The organism is Candidatus Palauibacter sp., assembly GCF_965197445.1.
Lineage (GTDB): Bacteria > Gemmatimonadota > Gemmatimonadetes > Palauibacterales > Palauibacteraceae > Palauibacter.
This window is the reverse complement of record NZ_CBDANE010000004.1, coordinates 265971-283525: the sequence shown is the minus strand read 5'-3', so window position 1 is coordinate 283525 and position 17555 is coordinate 265971. Positions and strand designations below refer to the sequence as shown.

The following is a 17555-nucleotide window of genomic DNA, read 5'->3' as shown; positions in this document are numbered from 1 at the left end:
GAGTTTGGACGGTCTCCCGGCTCAGATCCGGTCACCGCCGCCTGCCGTCCCCCGCCGCCCCACGGCTGCGTGGTCGACCCTGAGTTCCTCCCCTACGCACTCCACGGGTAGCTGTCTTCGAAGGCCTCGTCAAAGGTGAAGAGCCCCTCAAAATCCTCTCGCGAGTCATCGGGTTCCTTTATGAGCACCCCGCCATCCACCAGCGCGAAGACGATCTCGCCGATATCCGTTGTGTCGTGCACGCCCCAGTGCTCCAGAACCGTCCGGGCCAGGGGACCGAAGCGTTCCAGCGCGAGTTCCCTGACGGCCTCGGCAACTTCGGCGCCGCTGATATGGCGCGGCAACTCCAGGCTGGACAGCCGGCGCTGAAGCGCGGAAAGCAGGAACAGGTATGCGGCTTCCGTATACCTGGGATTGCGCTTCCTGATTCCCGCTAGAGCGCCTGGTGTGTCCACTTCTGCACCGCCCTTTCCCGACCGCGATATGCTCTGCCCGCAAAGGTCTTGCATCAAAAGTTAGACGCGGGAAAAAGTTGGCGTCAAGCCACGGGGCCTTTCGATACGCCCGCGCTCTCCGGATAGAGGGGGAAATCGGAGCACAGCGCTCGAACTTCCGCCTCGATCGCAGCCAGGACCGTTTCGTCGCCCTCCGAACAGAGGGCCCGGTGCATGAGGTCGGCGATCTTCCTCATTTCGGTCTCGTCCATGGCGCGGGTGGACAGGGCCGCCGTACCGATCCGGATGCCCGACGCCACGAAGGGAGAGCGTGTCTCGAACGGCACCGTGTTCTTGTTTACCGTGATGCCGGCCCGGCCCAGGAGCGCCTCGGCGTCCTTGCCCGTGAGACTCGTCGTGCGCAGGTCTACGAGCATGAGGTGTGTGTCCGTCCCGCCTGCGACGAGATCGTAACCGTGCTCGGCGAGGCGGGCCGCCAGCGCGCGTGCGTTTCGCACGACGAGCACGGAATAGTCGCGGAACCCCGGTCGGAGCGCCTCTCCCAACGCTACCGCCTTGGCGGCGATCACATGCATCAGCGGACCGCCCTGCAAGCCGGGAAACACAGCCTTGTCGACCGCTGCGGCGTGTTCCTCGCGGCAGAGCACCAGTCCGCCGCGCGGCCCCCGCAGTGTCTTGTGGGTCGTGGTCGTTACGACATCGGCGTGCGGGACGGGCGACGGATGATGTCCCGTGGCCACTAGCCCCGCGATGTGCGCCATATCGACGAGGACGCGAGCCCCGCATTCCGCAGCGATCTCCGCGAAGCGCGCAAAATCGATCTCGCGAGGGTAGGCGCTGGCCCCCGCGATGATCACCGCCGGCCGCACCTCGAGCGCGGTCTCTCGGAGAGCGTCGTAGTCGATGGTCCGGTCCGAGGCCCGCACGCCGTAGGGCACGACGCGATACCAGAGCCCCGAGAAGTTGACTCTGGATCCGTGCGTGAGGTGCCCGCCGTGCGACAGGTCCATCCCGAGAAGCGTCGATCCCGGCTCGGTGAGCGCCTGGAGCGCGGTCATGTTCGCGCCGGAGCCGCTGTGTGCCTGCACGTTGCTGTGGTCGGCCCCGAACAGTTCACGGGCCCGGTCGCGGGCGAGATCCTCCACCGCGTCCACGAACTCGCACCCGCCGTAATACCGGCGCCCGGGGTAGCCCTCGGCGTACTTGTTCGTCATCACGCTGCCCGTGGCCTCGAGGACGCCGCGCGACACGAAGTTCTCGCTCGCAATCAGTTCCAGGCCCGTGCGTTGCCGTTCGAGTTCGCGATCTATCGCATCCGCCACCGCGGGATCGGTCTGGCGCAGAGGGCGGGGGTCCAGCTGGCCGATTCGAGTACGTTCCGCCGTCGAACTCACGCGTATTCCCTTTCCCTGTAGAGTTGTCGCGCGATCAGGCTGCGGTGCATTTCGTTGGCGCCCTCGTAGATCTCCGTAACCTTCGCGTCCCGGAACAGACGTTCCACCGGGTATTCCCGGGAATACCCGTAGCTTCCGAAGACCTGGACCGCCTCGCGGGCATTCTGCATGGCGGTCTCGCTGGCGAACAGCTTCGCCACGCTGGACAGTCGGCGCGCCCGCGGATCGCCCATGGTGTGCGCGGCGGCCGCTCGCTCGAGGAGTCCTCGCGCGGCCTCGAGGCGGGTCACCATGTCACCCAGCTTGAACTCCATCCCCTGGAACTCCCGCAGCGCACGACCGAACTGCCGGCGAGTGTGCGCATACTCGAAGGCCTCGTCTACCGCGGCCGAGGCGATGCCGAGCGCCTGGGCCGCGATACCGAGCCTCCCGCCCTCCAGCCCCTCGAGGGCATAGGAGAAGCCGTAGTTGGGTTCTCCGACCAGGCATTCATCTCCGAGAAAGACGTTCTCGAGTGACAGCGCGACGGTCTCCGAGCCGCGCTGTCCCATCTTGCGCTCCTTCCTGCCCACGGACAGGCCTTCGACCCCGGCCGGTAGGAGGAAGGCCCCGATGCCCCGCGAGCCTCTCCGGTCTTCCGGCGTGTCGGTCCGGGCGAAGATCAGGATGAGATCGGCAGAGCCGCCGTTCGTCACCCACAACTTCTCCCCGTTGAGCACCCAACCGCCATCCGTCCGTGTGGCCTGCGTGCGAAGCGCCGCCGCATCGGTGCCCGCGCCGGCTTCCGAGAGCGAGAAGGCGCTCAGGACCTCTCCGCCGGCCATCCGCGGGAGCCAGTGCTGACGCTGTGCCTCGCTGCCCCGCCTGAGCAGAATCGAAACCGGGAGCGAGTTGTGCACGCTGACGGACACCGCGACACCCGCGTCGCCCCACGCCAGCTCTTCCAGCACGTAGAGGTAGGTGACGAGATCCAGCCCCAGGCCGTCGTAGCGCTCCGGCACCCGCATGGCGAGGAACCCGAGCTCCGCCAGTTCGCCGTGGATCGCGACGTCGAACGTTTCTTCGTTCGCATCCCGGGTCTCGGCCGTCGGCCTCAGCCGTTCCTCGGCGAACTGCCGGGCGAGGCCGAGGACCTGCCGCGCCTCGGCCGAGAGTTGGAGAGCCGACCAGGCCCGTCGATGCGTCGTCATCCGCCCGCATAGTCGTAGAAGCCGCGTCCGGTCTTGCGGCCCAGCCGCCCCGCGGCCACGTACTTCGCGAGTAGCGGGCACGGGCGGTACTTGCCGTCGCCGAGTTCGGCGTGCAGCACCCGCATGATCGCCAGACATGTGTCGAGCCCGATGAGGTCGGCCAGCGCGAGCGGCCCCATGGGGTGGTTCATCCCGAGTTTCATGACGGTGTCCACCGCCTCGATGTCGGCCACCCCTTCCATGAGACAGTACACGGCCTCGTTGATCATCGGCATGAGGATCCGATTGGCGACGAAACCCGGGAAGTCGTTCGCCAGCACCGCGGTCTTCGCCAGCCGCTTACAGAGTCCCAGCGTCAGTGTGGTTGCTTCGTCGGAGGTCTCGAGCCCGCGGATGACTTCGACGAGCCGCATCACGGGGACTGGATTCATGAAGTGCATCCCGATCACACGCGCGGGGGCGGCGGCCCTGGCCGCGATCTCCGTGATCGAAATCGAGCTGGTATTGGAGGCGAGCAGCGTGTCCGCCGCTACGATCGACGACAGCTGCTCGACCAGCTCGAACTTGAGGGCGGGGCGCTCGCTGGCGGCCTCCACCACGACTTCGGCGTCGCCCATGGCATCGAGGTTCCGGCCGGTCTTGATCCGGCCCAGCGCCACTTCGGCCTCGTCCGGGGAGATGAGTTCGCGACGGACCTGTCGCGTGAGGTTGCTCTCGATGGAGTCGCGTGCACGGCCAAGCGCCTCCGTGTCGACATCGACCAGGCGGCAGGAGATGCCGGCGAGTCCGAAGACATGCGCGATCCCGCTCCCCATCGTGCCCGCCCCGACGACACCGACGCGCATCACATCATCCGCTCGAATCATCCGCCCCGCCCGGAGCCGGCGATCCGCCACAGCCAGACCGTCCCCAGCGCCGTCAAAAAGGTGGCCGTCAACCCGCCCTCGGGCCCGAACGTCCCCCCCGTCCACAGCGGCGGGCCGGAGACGACCGGATCGAGACCGGATATTGACACTTCGATCCCGCTCACGGACAGGCCGCTGGCCGCCAGCGCCCAGTTCCATCCGAAGTGCAGGCCGCCCACGAACCAGAGGCTCCGGGACCGCCAGTACGCGACGCCGAGCATCACCCCGGCGAGCGTGAGGTTGACCAGCGCCAGCGGGCCGATCCCGGGGTTGCCGCCGTGCAGGAGCCCGAACGCCACAGAGGTCGCGCCAAGGGCCACGGCCGGCCCGAACCGGCCCTCGAGGACCCGGAAGGGATAACCGCGGAAGAGCAGTTCCTCCGCAAAGGCGGCGGCCAGAAGGAGCAGCGACACCTCCAGCGCCATCAGCACGCCCCCGTGTGTACCGGCGCTCCACGACACCCAGCCCGCGAGGGCCAGGACGAGGATCGTAGCCCCCACGATCGCCATCCCGGCCAGGGACCCGAGGACGAGTTCGACCGCCCCCCGGCGCCCGCCCCGGAGTCCGAGCCAGGCGAGCGGGCGTCCATCGATCGTTACGGCCAGCACCCAGGTCGCGGCGAAGGCCGCCGCCAGCCCTGGAAGCACGGTCCACCAGTCGAGCACCGGCGACGACCCGGCGCCGAGGCTCCCCGTGAGCAGCGCAGCCCCAATGAAAAACACGAACGCGCAGGCCATGAAGAGGGCGACGAACCCCGCCAGCCTCCCGACCCAGGCCCATCTCGTCATCTCCCTGTTCAAACTCGCTCGACACTCATGGCGACGGCGTTCCCACCACCGAGGCACAGCGTGGCCATGCCTCGCTCGACATCCCTGTCCCGCATGGCATACAGCAACGTCGTGAGGATCTTCGCGCCCGAAGCTCCGATCGGGTGCCCGAGCGCGATCGCCCCGCCGCGAACGTTCACGCGATCCAGGTCCAGCCTCAGTTCGCGGGCGTCCGCCAGCACCTGCACGGCGAACGCCTCGTTCATCTCGACCAGCCCGTAGTCCGCCGTTACCGCACCGTCGAGCGTCATGAGCTTCGTCACGGCCGCGACCGGCGCGAAAAACAGATCCCGCGGCGCCGTGGCTCCGACGGCGTAGGCCCGTATTCGGCCCAGAACGGTGAGCCCGTGCGCCTCGGCGTAGGCTTCGGAGGTGACCACGGTCGCGGCGGCCCCATCGTTGAGACCCGGGGCATTCCCGGGCGTGACGCTGGGTTCGGTGACTTCGGCGGGTGCGTCTCCGGCGAACGCCGGTCTGAGCTTCGCCAGCGCCTCGATCGAGGTGCCCCGACGGGGGGGCTCGTCCACGTCGACGGTCACGGTGCCCCTGCGCGTTTCGATGTGAACGGGCACGACTTCTGCCGTGAACTCCCCTGCATCGATCGCGTGGATCGCCCTTTGGTGGCTCAGGAGGGCGAAGGCGTCCTGGTCCTCCCGGCTCACCCTCGCCTTGTGGGCTGTGTATTCGGCGTGTCCCCCCATGTGGCAGGTCCCGAACGCGCACCACAGGCCGTCGTGGATGAGACCGTCGACGAGCGACCGGTCGCCGAACTTGACGCCTTCCCGATGCCCTCGGAGGAGATAGGGTGCGTTCGACATCGATTCCATCCCGCCCGCGACGACGACCCGGGCGTCCCCCGCCTTGATCGCCTGGGCCGCGAGCATGACGGCCTTGAGACCCGAGCCACAGACCTTGTTGATGGTCACCGCGGGGACCGTCTCCGGCACACCGCCCAGAATCGCGGCCTGGCGCGCCGGGGCCTGCCCGACGCCCGCCTGTACCACGTTCCCCATGATCACGTCGTCGATGTCGTCGAGCTCGACGCCGGCCCGTTCGACCGTCGCCGAGATCGCGAGTCCGCCGAGGTCCGGAGCCTTGAGGGAGGAGAGTCCGCCCATGAAACGACCCGTGGGGAGCCGCGCGGCGGACACGATTACGGGGGTCCGGTCCTTGTCTCTGTCGTTCATCTTCTGTCGTTCATCCCTTGTCGTTCTCTGATGGAGGCCCTTTCCGGCGTTCTGCGGCAGTCCTGGCCCGACCCTTACGCCGCGGAAGCCGCCCGAGACCCCTTCGAAGCGCCGGCCACGTCGTCCACCCGCGCCTCTCGGCCTCCCCGAGCATGTGGACGAGGATCTGGGCCGTCGCGACAGCATCCCCCCGGGCGCGGTGCCGGTCGCGGATCTCGACTCCGTAGTAGTCGGCGACCGCGTCCAGCCCGCGACGCTCGAGCCCCGGCAAAAGTCGGCGCGCCATATGGACCGTGCACAAGCGCGGTCCGCGCGGCACGGCGGCTCCGGCTCGTCTCATCTCGGCGCGCAGGAAACCCCAATCGTACCCCGCGTTGTGCGCGACGAACACCCGACCGCTCAGTCGCTCGCGCACACGGTCGGATATCTGCGAAAAGCTGGGCGCGCCCCGGGTCATCTCCGTACGGATCCCGGTCAGGCGGGTGATCCAGGGCGGGATCGTCACCCCCGCGTCCACGAGGGTCGAATAGCACCCCCCGACGGCGCCCCGGTCCACGTCGACGATCGCGATTTCCACCACCCGGCCGCCGGCCCCCGCGATGCCGCCATTCGTCTCCACATCCACCACCGCGAACCGAAGGTCGCGCAGCCCGCGGGCCGGCTGCTCCGCAGTGGCCCCTCCGCGCCCGGCCAGCCGCCAGACCTCGCCGTCCGGCCCACCACGGACGACCTCGGGGACGTCATCTAGAAGCTGTGCCACGAGCCGAGTGGCCATTTCGCGGGGTCCACCGCGCAGGCCGAACACGTCGGCGGCGAGCTCATGCGCTCCACAGGGGCCCCGCTCCAGGCGATCCAGGGCCTTGCGAACCAGAACCCCTTCCGGAGCGAAGCTCACCGCCGGAAGCCGCGACATCTCCCCGCCGTAGCGACTCCTCCCCGGACGCTCACGCGCCAGCGCCGCTCGCAACCCGCCGGCCTACCTCCGATAGCAGGTAGCTCAGGCCTTCCAGTTCAAGAACAATATCCACGGTCCGGATCGGCACTCCGTTCACTTCGGCGAGTTCGATCGGTGCGAAGTTGAGGATCGCCCCCACTCCCGCTCGCGCGAGCTCCGCCGCGATCTCCGACGCTACGTCCGTGGGGGTCGCGACAACTCCGATATCCACGCCCAATTCCGAGATGACGTGCCGGAGCTCCGGCATCGGCCGGATGGTCAGACCGAAAGAGTGAGTCCCGATCTTCGCCTCGTCGACATCGAACGCGGCCACCACATCGAACCCCCGGGCTGCGAGGCCGCCGTAGCCGAGGAGCGCCGAACCGATCTTGCCGACGCCGACGAGCGCCAGGCGCCAACTGTGAGTGAGCCCGAGGATCTCCTGCAGCGCCCCCACGAGACGCTCGACCGAGTATCCGCGCCCGCGCTTCCCGAACGAACCGAAATGGCTGAGGTCCTTTCGAACCTGCGCCGATGTCGCGCCCGAGGGTTCGGCGAGCTGCGAACTGGACACAACCTCCACGCCGGCACGTTCCAGGTCACGCAGCATGCGGAGGTACAGGGAGAGACGCCGGACCGTCGAATCGGAAATTCTGCCGCTCATCCCAAGCCTTGTGAAAGTATTCACAAACCAAGATAGGCCCGGATCGTCCTCAACTCAACGCGAGGTGACCTGGCCCCGTAGCGCGTCCAGCCTCGTCGCCAGAGCAACGAATGTCACCGGATCGAGAGACTCCGGTCGCGCCGCGGGGTCGATGGAGAGATCCGTCAGGACGGCCGCCGCGTCCCCCTCGAACCCCAGCTCGGGTGCCGTTCGGAGCGTCTTCTGAAGCTGTTTGCGGCGTCGGTTGAAGCACGCCCGTGTCAGCCTCCTGAGCGCGGTCCTGTCCACCTCGGCGGCGTCCGGTCGAGGCCACAGGCGCACCACGGCCGAGTCGACCGCCGGCACGGGACGGAACGCCTGTCGCCCGACCCGGAAGGCGAGCCCCGCATCGGCGATCGCCTGGATTCCGACGGACAGTGCGCCATAGGCCTTGGACCCCGGGGTCGCGACAATTCGCTCGGCCACCTCCCGCTGCACGGTGATCACGATGCGGGCGGCGGCGGGGTCGAGCCCGAGAAAGGCGAACACCAGAGGCGAGGTGATGTTGTAGGGGACGTTCGACACGACTCGAACCGGGGAGTCCGGTCGGGCCGCCGCGGACAGATCGAGGCGCAGGGCGTCGCCCTCCACCACCTCGACACCCGGGCGCCCGCCCCATCGCGCCTCCAGCTCGCGGGCGAGATCCCGGTCCTTCTCGACCAGGACGAGCCGCCGGCAGCGGTCGAGCAGATGTCGGCTCAGTTCCCCGTGGCCCGGTCCGACCTCGAGCACGGTGTCCGCAGGCCGGGGATCGAGTTCGTCCACAATCTTGCGCTGAATGTTCGGGTCGACGAGAAAGTTCTGACCCAGGGACCGCTTCGCCCGCGGACGCGTCGCGTCCTCGCGGGTCACAGACTCGCCGCGACCGCGGTCCGGTCGTCCAGCCGCATCTCATCGTCGCTGTCGGCGAACAGAGCTGCCACCAGCGCATCGGGATCGAGATCGCCGCGGTCGATCCGTTTCCGGATCCGGGCGCCGGGGGTCGCGAGGGGATCGCTCAACTCCGCGAGCCCATCGGTGAAAGCGAGCAGCGTTCCGCCGGACCACGGGACCCGCTCCTGCCGGTACTCGCGAACCGGGGCGATACCGACGGGGGGATCGAGCGCCGCGAGCCGCCGGATGCCGTCGGGTTCGATCCGATACGCGTAGGGATGCCCGGCGTTCGCGTAGCGGAGTTCCCGGCGGACGGGATCGAGCACGCCGTAAAAGAGAGTCATGTACATCTCGGTCGACTCCAGCGCGGCTCGCAGATGCCCGTGCATCGCGTTCAGTGTCCCGGCCGGCTCCGTCTCGACTCCGGTCGCCACAGCCACCGCGCTCAGTGTGCGGGCCATGATCAGCGCGGCCGAGGGGCCGTGCGAACTCACGTCGCCCAGCATGACGCCGAGCCGGCCGCCGGGGAGTCGGGCCAGGTAGTAGAAGTCCCCACCCAGCGAGAGCGCCGGATCGCACCGGGCGGCCACACGCGCGAGGTCGCGAAAGTCGTCGGGCGGCGGCAGGAGCCGCAGCTGCAGGTCCCTCGCGACCTCGAGTTCGGCGAGCACCCGCTCGCGGCGCAATCTTCTCGCCAACAGACGCTCGCCTGCCTGTTCACCCTCCGCGACGGCGGCGAGCCACCCCGCCAACAGCGAGGCGGCGATGTCGCTTCCTGCAGGCGGGGACCCACCGCCCTCCCTCGTTTCGTGAACGAGGCGGAGCCTTCCGTCCGCCCCCAGCGGCCATGTCTCGTGCATCTTCCCGGGGTCGGCCGACGCCTCCGCGCCCGCCCAACTGTCGAAGAGCACCCGCGAGCCGTCCTCGAACAGGCGGTCGAGCCGGAACTTCAACCCGGTCACCTCCGCGAACCGACCCAGCAGGGGCTCGATTCTCACCAGGGGATCGGGCGCTCCGCGAAATGTCAGCGCGACTTCGTTGCCGACTTCGTTGAACTCGACCGCGTCGGCCAGTTGCCGCAGAAGGAAGAGCCCACGACCCCGAGCCCGTTCGATGCCGTCCTCCGAGATCGGGTCGGGGACGGCATCGGGATCAAAGCCTTCCCCTTCGTCCGAGACCCTCACGCGCAGACGGTCCCGGTACGCCGCCGCTTCGACTCGCACCACCGCCCCGGCGCGGTCTCCGCTGCCGTACAGGATCGCGTTCGCGACGGCTTCCCCGAGGGTCACCCGGAGCCGGAACGCGGTGTCTCCATCGAGGTCCGCGAGGTGCCTGCACGCGATCACAACCCGCTCGACGACGGCGCGCTGGTACCGCACACTGGAGGGGAAAACGACGCGAATGCGGCCTGATTCGTCGACATCGAGGTTCAGTTCGGGCGCGTCCGCGGGGGCCGTGTGCTTCTGCCAGACGAGCCCCAGTTCGTCGGCATTCAGAGGATAGAACAGGTAGTCCGTCCAATCCTCCGCGACCGCCGACCCCAGGCGATCGATCCACGCGGCCTCGATGAGCGCCACGAGGGAGGGCCCCGGACCGAACCTCCGTTGCAGGTACGGCATCGTCGCACGGGGCTCCGCGATGTCGACGAGGACGAGATCGGAGTCGAGCACGGTCAGCGGCTGGCCGAACAGCCCGCGAACTTCGGGCATCGGCTCGATCCCCGAAGCGGCTTCCAGTACGGCGTCGAGGATGTCCGGCCGGCTCGAGAGGACCAGGATGCGGGCCGGGTCGCCGGCCTTCACAGGGGACCGGCCGCTCGGGTCAGGATTCGCCCAGTGCGGCCGCCCGGGTGTCGGCGATGTCGAACAGGGAATCCAGCTTGGTCAGCGCGAAGAGCCTGCGAAGATCCTCGTTCAGCGCGGCCAGTTTGAGGCGCCCGTTCTCATCGCGGATGTGCTTCGACAGGCTGACGAGCACCCCCAGACCCGACGAATCAATGTAATCGGCGTCAGTGAAGTCGATGACGAAGTCCGAGTCCCCCTCCGCCAGGCGTGCCAGCACGCGTTCCTTGAACTCGCCGCGATTGTTGATCGTCAGCTGACCGTCCACCGCGACGACCGTCCTGGTCTCCAACTGTTCTATCGAGAACGTCATCCTTTGCCCCCGGAGGACATGAGTGCCGTGATGCAAGCGACGTCCACGATATCGGAGACGGACGCGCCGCGGGAGAGGTCGTTCAGAGGTCGGCGCAGTCCGTGAAGGATGGGGCCCAGTGCGCGTGCGCCGGCAAGCCGCTCGATCAGCTTGTACGCGATGTTCGCGGCGTCGAGGCTCGGGAACACCAGGACATTGGCTCGGCCCGCGGCAGGCGACCCCGGGGCCTTGGTCGCTCCGATGTCCGGGACGAGCGCCGCATCGGCCTGCAACTCGCCGTCCGCCGCGATTTCCGGCCGACGCCGCCAGAACCGTTCCGCCGCTTCCCGCACATGGTCCACCGCGGGACCGGAGGCCGAGCCGTTCGTCGAGTACGACAGGAAGGCGACGACCGGTTCGTCACCCACAATCGCCCGTCGGGCGTCACACGCCGCCGAGGCGCTCTCCGCCATCTGCTCCGGGGTCGGCGCGGGCACGACCGCGGCGTCCACCAGCGTCAGCACCCGTTCGCGCGGCGGCGGGAGAATCATGTGGAAGGCCGCGGAAACGGTCTCGGCCCCCTCGGCCAGACCGACAACCTGCAGCCCGGCGCGGATCACGTCGGCCGTCGGGTGCGCGGCCCCCGCCACTGCGCCGTCCAGCTCCCCCTCCGCCAGGCGTCGCGCGGCCTCGGCGAGTCCGCCATGGTCAGCGCCGATCTCCACCGGGCGCACCCACCCCCCGGCCCGCAGACGCCGGATCGCTCGGGCCGTGCGCGCCTCGTCGGCCTCCGGGAAGCCAATGCGGCGCTGCACCTCGGCGGCTCGCGCCCTGAGCCGGTCGATGAAGCCCGGCGTAGCCTGCCGCGCGTTCACTCCCGGGCGGCGCGCCCGAATGCGCGGTCCATGCGCGTCTTCACCCCTGGACTGACAAAATCGGTGACATCGCCGCCGAGCCGCCCGACCTCGCGCACAAGCGAAGAACTCAGGAACGTGTGACGGGTGGCCGGAGCCATGAACAGAACCTCCACCTCGGGCCACAGCGAGCGGTTCATCAGCGCCATCTGGAACTCGTACTCGAAGTCACTCACCGCCCGCAGGCCCCTGATGATGACCCGGGCCTCGCGCGCCTGCGCGAAATCCACGAGCAGACCCGAGAACGAGGTGGCCTCCACCCTCGGTTCGTCCCCGAACACTTCCCGGATCAGATCGACGCGCTCGTCGATGGGGAAAAGTCCCGACTTGGACTGCGTCGCCGTCTCGGCCACCGCGACGATCAACCGGTCCACGATCCGCAGACTCCTTCGGACGATGTCTTCGTGCCCGATGGTGAGCGGATCGAAAGACCCCGGGTATACGGCGGTAGTTTTGTTCATCCGAGCTTCCGTTGAGGTGTCGAGTTTCAGGGGCCCGCCGGAGGGCGGAACCGGCTGACGCGGGTGTCGCCGTACTCCCTCGTCCAGTCGGCCACCGTGGCCCACCCGGCGTTCGAGCCGTGCTCGACCCAAAGTTGCGTAGCGAAGGGTCTGAGGCGGAAGCGCTCCACGAGCCGGGCACCGCCCGCCGACCCGTACGGCGGATCGGCAAAGACGAGATCGAGAGGCGCGGCCAGGCCGTCGATCCAGGCGATGGCGTCACCGCATACGACCTGCGAGCGATCGCCAAGGTCGAGCGCGGTGATGTTGTGTCCCAGCACCGATGCCGTCCGCCGGTCCGACTCGACAAAATGGACGTGTGCCGCGCCACGCGACAACGCCTCGATGCCCAACGCCCCGGAGCCCGCGTAGAGGTCGGCGATCCGCGCGTCCGCGACATCGGCCGCGAGCGCGGAGAACCATGCCTCTCGCACTCGCGCGGCGGTAGGGCGGATACGCCGACCGGACGGCGCGTCGATGTACCGGCCCCCCAGATCGCCCGCGATGATCCGCAGCTTCATGCCGCCGGGCGGGTCAGACGCCGGGGGACACCGGGTACAGAATGATCCCGCAGCCCTCGCACAGGGCGAGACTGCGCCGGGTCCGGATCTCGGATTGGCGTTGCTTCGGCACGGAGGTGTAGCAACGGCCGCACACGCCGTCGAGCGTAAGCTCGGCAAGCGCCGTGTGGCTGCCCCCGCCGCCCGCCGAGCGGTAGAGCTGGAGTGTCCTCCGATCCAGACGACCCTCCTGGGTTTTCCGGCTGGCGCCGTGCGCCTGCAGTTCCCGCTCGAGCGTCGCGCGCAATGCGTCCACCGCGGCTGTGTGCGCGGCCAGGGCGGCGCCCGCCTCGCTCAATTCGCCCTCGGCCGCGGCCAGGGCCCCGCGCGCCGTCTCGACATCCTGCATCGCATCGAGCTGGTCGTCCTCCGCCGCTCGCAGGTTGCGTCTGGCAGTGTCGGTCTCACTCCGCGCCGCAAGATGCTGCTGCATGTTCGCGACCGCGGCCGAGCGCGCCTCGAGGCGCTTGAGCGTCGCCCGTCCGGCCTCTACGGAGCGGTGGAACCGGCGCACCCGTGTCTCGGCTTCCTCGACCTCCGCCCGGATCCGGCCGACCTGTGTTTCCAGTCCTTCCACAGTCTCGCGAAGTTCTGCAACCTCTTCGCCGAGACGCCTGAGTTCACCTTCGATCCTCAGGATCTCGAGATCGATCTCCTGAAGCGTGAGCAATTCCTCGACGGTATCGGTCGCCTGCATACTCTCTCCGGCTGTCAACCGGTAAACCCGGCGGAGGCAGCCCCCTGCCGACCCGCGGAGGCCGGCCGTCCCTGGCCCGGTCGGGGCATGAACGTGGCGGCCTCGCCCGCGGCTCGAAGTTCCTGTGCGAGTTCCTGTTTCTCGCTCAACAATCGACGTTGCTGCTCGGTATCCGCAAGTTGCAGTTCGCGGTTGATCTCGTCCAACCGCTCGCGATGTCCTCGATAGAGGAGCCGGCGGGCCGCGGCTTCGAAGACCTGACCGGGATCCCGGATCTCCTCGTCGACTTCCTGCAGCTCCGCCCGCCGCTCCCGGGCCGCTGGCGAAGCGGAGGACCAATCCACCGTGTCCTCTCCCTCGTCGACCGCCATGGAGAAGATCTCGAAGATCTCCCGTGCGGGCGGGTCGCGCAGATGATCGGACGACAGCCCGACGCGCAGGGCCCGCCGTGCCAGGGCCGGGTCGCGCACCAGCAGGAGAAGGAACTCCCGCTCGATACGTGACTCCACGCGGGGATGGTCGTCCGGTGTTCGCGCAGTGGGTGCCGGGGGACGGCGGGTAGCGCCGGGCCCGCCCGAACGGACGATCTCGTGAACGAGCGTCTCGCGCCGTATGCCGAGGCCCTCGACGGCCCGGTCCACGTATATGTCGCGCAGCGCCGGGTCGGCCACGGCGCGCAGCGTGCTGAGCAGGCCGTCCACCGCCCGCCGCCGCCCTTCCACCCGGTCGAGATAGCCCTCGCGACGCAGGATCTGGAGCTTCCGCTCGAGCAGGTCCACGGCGTCGTCCATGAGGTGCCGAATGGCGGCCGGTCCCTCCTTGCGGATCAGGGAATCAGGATCCTCCCCGGACGGGAGCGAGACGACCATCGGGTGGACGCCGGCGGCGAGCAGGATGTCCCCGGTTCGAAACGTTGCGCGCAGTCCGGCCGAATCACTGTCGTAGAGCAGATATGCCCGCTGCGAGTAGCGGACGAGCCGTCGGGCCTGAGCGGCCGTGAACGACGTCCCCAGCCCCGCAACCGCGAACTCGAGTCCGGCCCGATGCAGGGCGATGACGTCGGTGAACCCCTCCGCGATCGCCGCGTGGTCCTCGCGCCGAATCGCATGGCGCGCGCGGTCCAGAGCGTAGAGTTCTTCTCCCTTGTGGAAGACGGGAGACTCGGGGGAGTTGATGTACTTGGGTGCGTCGGACCGAGCATCGAGGATCCGGCCGCCGAAACCGATCGGACGATCGCGCAGGTCGTGGATCGTGAACATGAGGCGTCCGCGAAAGCGGTCGTAGGGCTCCTCCGCCTTCTCACTCGTCGCGAGCAGCCCCAGCTCCAGCAGCGTCCGCTCTTCGATACCGTGCCGCGTCGCGGCGGTCCGCAGCGCCCTCCATTCGTCGTCGGCGTAGCCGATCCCGAAGTCGAGGGCATCCTCCAGCGACAGGCCGCGGCCGCGCAGATAGTTGCGAGCCCCCTCCCCGGAAGGCTCCCGCAGCCGGTCGCGATACCACTCCGCCGCAAAGGCGAGCACGCCCCGCAGCGGCGCGTACGGATCTTCCCGGTGTTCGTCGCGCTCCGGGACTTCGATTCCGACCCTCGCCCCCACATGTCGCACCGCGTCTGGAAACTCGAACCCGAGGTGCTTCATCAGGAACCCGAAGACGTCGCCACCCTCACCGCAGACGAAGCACTTGAAGATCTGGCGCTGGGGATCGACGGCGAAGTTCGGGCCATCACCCCCGTGCAGGGGACAGGGACCGCGGTAGCTCTTCCCCGATCGCCGGAGCTGCACGTGCTCGCCCACGATCTCGAGAATGTCGGCGCGCGCCCGGATGTCCTCGACGAGGCTGTCGCTCACCACGTCCGCGCCCCCCCGACGGAGCCCGTATCGCCCCTCATCGCCAGCTCACCCGAATTCCACGACCGTAACGCCCCTTCCCCCTTCGTTCGCGCCCCCGTCTCTGAACAGTCGGATCCGGGAGTCCTCGCTCAGGAGTTGCCGTACGCGCACCCTGAGTGCGCCCGTACCCTTCCCGTGAATGACCCTGAGCCACGGGAGATCTCCCACCACCGCGGAATCGAGCGCCGGCGTGAGCGCGGCATCCACCTCGTCGGCCCGCAGCCCTCTCAGGTCGATTTCCGTCTGGACCCTCAGCTCGGGGCGCCGGTCCGCCTTCGCGCCCGAGTCACCGGACCCGCCGCGTGCAATCAGGTCGATCTCCGTATCAGGATGCGGAGCCAGGTCCCCCAGCGGTACCGTCAGCCGCAAGCCCCCGATTTCGATGACGCCGTGCCGGGCCCGAATCTCCACGAGTCGGGCGGGGCGGTCTGATGCACTCCAGCGCACGGCCTCCCCAACCAGCGGCATGCCTCCGCCGCCGGTGGGGGTCCGGGCGTCACCCATGTTGCGCAGCGTCCGGGAAGACACCCGAAGCGCCCGCTCCACTTCGCCCCGAGCTGCCCGCTGCGCCTTGCGCCGCGCCGCTTCGTCGCCGTCCTCGTATTGCGATTCCAGCCGTGCGATCGCCGCTTCGACGCGCTCGCGGGCCTCTCGCAACACTTCTTGCCGAGCCGCCTCCCTACTGCGGACGGCCTCCCGTTCAGAAGCCGCGAGCGCGGTCTCGCGAGAGGCGAGATCCCGTTCGCGCTCGGCGGTCTCTCCCGCCCGGCGTTCCAGTCGCGCGCGCAGGTCGTCGACCTCTCCCCGTTCCGCTTCGAGGCGAGCCAGAAGGGTGTCGAGCGACACGTGCTCCGGGCCCAGCCGGGCGCGGGCGTCGGCGAGCACATCCTCGGGGACCCCCAGCCGCGCCGCGATGACCAGAGCATAGCTTCGGCCCGGCCGATCCCGGACAAGCCTGTACGTGGGTTCGAGGCGCCCGCCGTCAAACTCGAGCGACGCGTTCACGGCCGCCGCCCTCTCGTCGCCGAGCCGCTTGAGGTCGCCGAGGTGAGTCGTGGCCACGGTGAGTCGCGCCTGTTCCGCCAGACGCCGGAGGGCCGCCGCCGCGAGCGCACCGCCTTCCGCCGGGTCGGTGGCGCTCCCGATCTCATCGAAGAGGACGAGGTCGCGCTCGTCGGCTTCGTGCAGGATCTCGGCCAGGTTGCGCGCCTGCGCCCCGAAGGTGGACAGCGATGCGTCGATCGACTGTTCGTCGCCGATGACCGCGAAGAACCGGCGAAAGAACGGAAGCCGGCTTGCCGCGTGCAGAGGCGGCATGACTCCGCTCTGCGCCAGCGCGCAGATGAGTCCGAGAGTCTTGAGGAAGACGGTCTTCCCGCCCGCGTTCGGACCCGACACGAGGAGCACCCGCTCGCTCGACGAGAGATCGAGATTGAACGGCACCGCACCGCCCGAGTCAAGGGCGAGAAGGGGATGCCGCGCCCCCCGGATCCGGATCCCATCCGCGGTCGTGTCGGCGAAGATCGGGGGCGACGCCTCGAGTTCGAGTGCGAACAATGCCTGGGCGCGCAGCGCATCCAGTTCGACCAGCGCCCCGTACGAAGCGGCGAGTTCCGAGGCATGGCTCCGTACGGCGGAGGAAAGATCCCGCAGAATCCGGTCCATCTCGCGGGCCTCTCGGAGTTCGAGTTCCCGGATATCGTTCATCGCCTCGATGGCGCGGGCCGGCTCGATGAACAGAGTACGGCGACTGGCCGAGGCGTCGTGCACGAGGCCGCCGACGGTTCCCTTCCCCTCGCGCCGCACGGGGACGCAGTAGCGTCCGTTCCGTACGGTGACGGACGCGTCGGGCACGCGGATGCGATCGGGCAACGATCGCGCGAAACGCGTCAGGTCTTCGACGAGCCGACCGCGACGGGTGGCCAGCCCCCGGCGGATGCTCCGCAACTCGGCCGACGCTCCGTCCGCGACCCCGCCGGTGTCGTCGAACGTGGCCGCGATCCGCTTCTCGAGCCCCGGATCACCCCAGAGCCGTCCGGCCCACAGCGCCAGGAGGCCGTCCGGGTCGAGCCGTTCCGCGAGCCGCCGGGCGGCGCGAGCCGCAGCCATGGCGTCCCCGCACGCGAGCAGCTCGGGCGGGTCGAGCCAGGCATCCTCGATCGCGAGACGCCGCAAGGCCGCGGCGAGCTCCGGAATCGGGCCCGGAGTCCACCCCTCCCCGCTGCCGAGAATCGCCTGAAGTTCGTCCACAGCCGCAAGCTGCCGCCGGGCGGAGGCCATGTCGGGGAGCGGCCGGAGGGCGCGGACTTTCGATCGCCCCGCCTCGGAGACCGCACGTTCCCCGATCGCCTCCAGTACGCGATCGAACTCCAGGACCCGCAGGGCATGATCCAC

Annotated in this window: 17 protein-coding genes; all 17 read right to left on the bottom strand. The window is 69.0% G+C overall.

Translation table 11 applies throughout. The features are described from left to right. Positions 1 to 92: 92 nt before the first annotated feature. The 17 genes from ACN9M6_RS05015 to ACN9M6_RS04935 all read right to left on the bottom strand — a co-directional run bounded on the left by ACN9M6_RS05015 (position 93) and on the right by ACN9M6_RS04935 (position 17555). On the bottom strand, positions 93 to 455 hold the full coding sequence (locus ACN9M6_RS05015; protein ID WP_419161823.1) for a Minf_1886 family protein: 363 nt from the start codon (positions 453 to 455) through the stop codon (positions 93 to 95). An 83-nt stretch (positions 456 to 538) separates the two neighbouring features. Continuing rightward, a complete protein-coding gene (glyA, locus tag ACN9M6_RS05010; RefSeq protein ID WP_419161822.1) occupies positions 539 to 1849 on the bottom strand; it encodes a serine hydroxymethyltransferase in 1311 nt (436 codons plus the stop codon). After that, positions 1846 to 3039: an acyl-CoA dehydrogenase family protein gene (locus ACN9M6_RS05005; RefSeq protein ID WP_419161821.1), complete on the bottom strand. Its 1194-nt coding sequence runs from the start codon at positions 3037 to 3039 to the stop codon at positions 1846 to 1848. Before ACN9M6_RS05005 ends, glyA begins: the two co-directional genes overlap by 4 nt. Then, positions 3036 to 3905: a 3-hydroxyacyl-CoA dehydrogenase family protein gene (locus tag ACN9M6_RS05000; RefSeq protein ID WP_419161820.1), complete on the bottom strand. Its 870-nt coding sequence runs from the start codon at positions 3903 to 3905 to the stop codon at positions 3036 to 3038. Before ACN9M6_RS05000 ends, ACN9M6_RS05005 begins: the two co-directional genes overlap by 4 nt. After that, a complete protein-coding gene (locus ACN9M6_RS04995; RefSeq protein ID WP_419161819.1) occupies positions 3902 to 4732 on the bottom strand; it encodes a CPBP family intramembrane glutamic endopeptidase in 831 nt (276 codons plus the stop codon). Before ACN9M6_RS04995 ends, ACN9M6_RS05000 begins: the two co-directional genes overlap by 4 nt. 8 nt (positions 4733 to 4740) lie before the next feature. Continuing rightward, positions 4741 to 5958: a thiolase family protein gene (locus ACN9M6_RS04990; protein ID WP_419161818.1), complete on the bottom strand. Its 1218-nt coding sequence runs from the start codon at positions 5956 to 5958 to the stop codon at positions 4741 to 4743. 10 nt (positions 5959 to 5968) lie between these two features. Next, a complete protein-coding gene (locus tag ACN9M6_RS04985; protein WP_419161817.1) occupies positions 5969 to 6871 on the bottom strand; it encodes a PolC-type DNA polymerase III in 903 nt (300 codons plus the stop codon). 31 nt (positions 6872 to 6902) lie between these two features. Next, positions 6903 to 7556 (bottom strand): redox-sensing transcriptional repressor Rex, encoded by a 654-nt coding sequence (locus ACN9M6_RS04980; RefSeq protein WP_419161816.1) that lies wholly within the window; start codon positions 7554 to 7556, stop codon positions 6903 to 6905. A 54-nt stretch (positions 7557 to 7610) separates the two neighbouring features. Beyond that, the gene (gene rsmA, locus ACN9M6_RS04975; protein WP_419161815.1) at positions 7611 to 8447 is read right to left on the bottom strand and encodes a 16S rRNA (adenine(1518)-N(6)/adenine(1519)-N(6))-dimethyltransferase RsmA; all 837 of its coding nucleotides are present in this window, start codon (positions 8445 to 8447) and stop codon (positions 7611 to 7613) included. Beyond that, a complete protein-coding gene (locus ACN9M6_RS04970) occupies positions 8444 to 10270 on the bottom strand; it encodes a PP2C family protein-serine/threonine phosphatase (RefSeq protein WP_419161814.1) in 1827 nt (608 codons plus the stop codon). Before ACN9M6_RS04970 ends, rsmA begins: the two co-directional genes overlap by 4 nt. Before the next feature lie 19 nt (positions 10271 to 10289). After that, on the bottom strand, positions 10290 to 10622 hold the full coding sequence (locus ACN9M6_RS04965; protein ID WP_419161813.1) for an STAS domain-containing protein: 333 nt from the start codon (positions 10620 to 10622) through the stop codon (positions 10290 to 10292). Beyond that, positions 10619 to 11476, bottom strand: a complete 858-nt coding sequence (locus ACN9M6_RS04960; protein WP_419161812.1) for a phosphate acyltransferase — start codon at positions 11474 to 11476, stop codon at positions 10619 to 10621. Before ACN9M6_RS04960 ends, ACN9M6_RS04965 begins: the two co-directional genes overlap by 4 nt. Next, positions 11473 to 11976, bottom strand: a complete 504-nt coding sequence (coaD, locus tag ACN9M6_RS04955; RefSeq protein ID WP_419161811.1) for a pantetheine-phosphate adenylyltransferase — start codon at positions 11974 to 11976, stop codon at positions 11473 to 11475. Before coaD ends, ACN9M6_RS04960 begins: the two co-directional genes overlap by 4 nt. A gap of 26 nt (positions 11977 to 12002) precedes the next feature. Continuing rightward, positions 12003 to 12536, bottom strand: coding sequence for a 16S rRNA (guanine(966)-N(2))-methyltransferase RsmD (rsmD, locus tag ACN9M6_RS04950; protein WP_419161810.1), 534 nt, complete (start codon positions 12534 to 12536; stop codon positions 12003 to 12005). 13 nt (positions 12537 to 12549) lie between these two features. Further along, on the bottom strand, positions 12550 to 13272 hold the full coding sequence (locus ACN9M6_RS04945; protein ID WP_419161809.1) for a zinc ribbon domain-containing protein: 723 nt from the start codon (positions 13270 to 13272) through the stop codon (positions 12550 to 12552). Between the two features lie 14 nt (positions 13273 to 13286). Next, positions 13287 to 15119 (bottom strand): DNA primase, encoded by a 1833-nt coding sequence (dnaG, locus tag ACN9M6_RS04940; protein ID WP_419161808.1) that lies wholly within the window; start codon positions 15117 to 15119, stop codon positions 13287 to 13289. A gap of 48 nt (positions 15120 to 15167) precedes the next feature. After that, on the bottom strand, positions 15168 to 17555 hold the full coding sequence (locus ACN9M6_RS04935) for an endonuclease MutS2 (RefSeq protein WP_419162255.1): 2388 nt from the start codon (positions 17553 to 17555) through the stop codon (positions 15168 to 15170).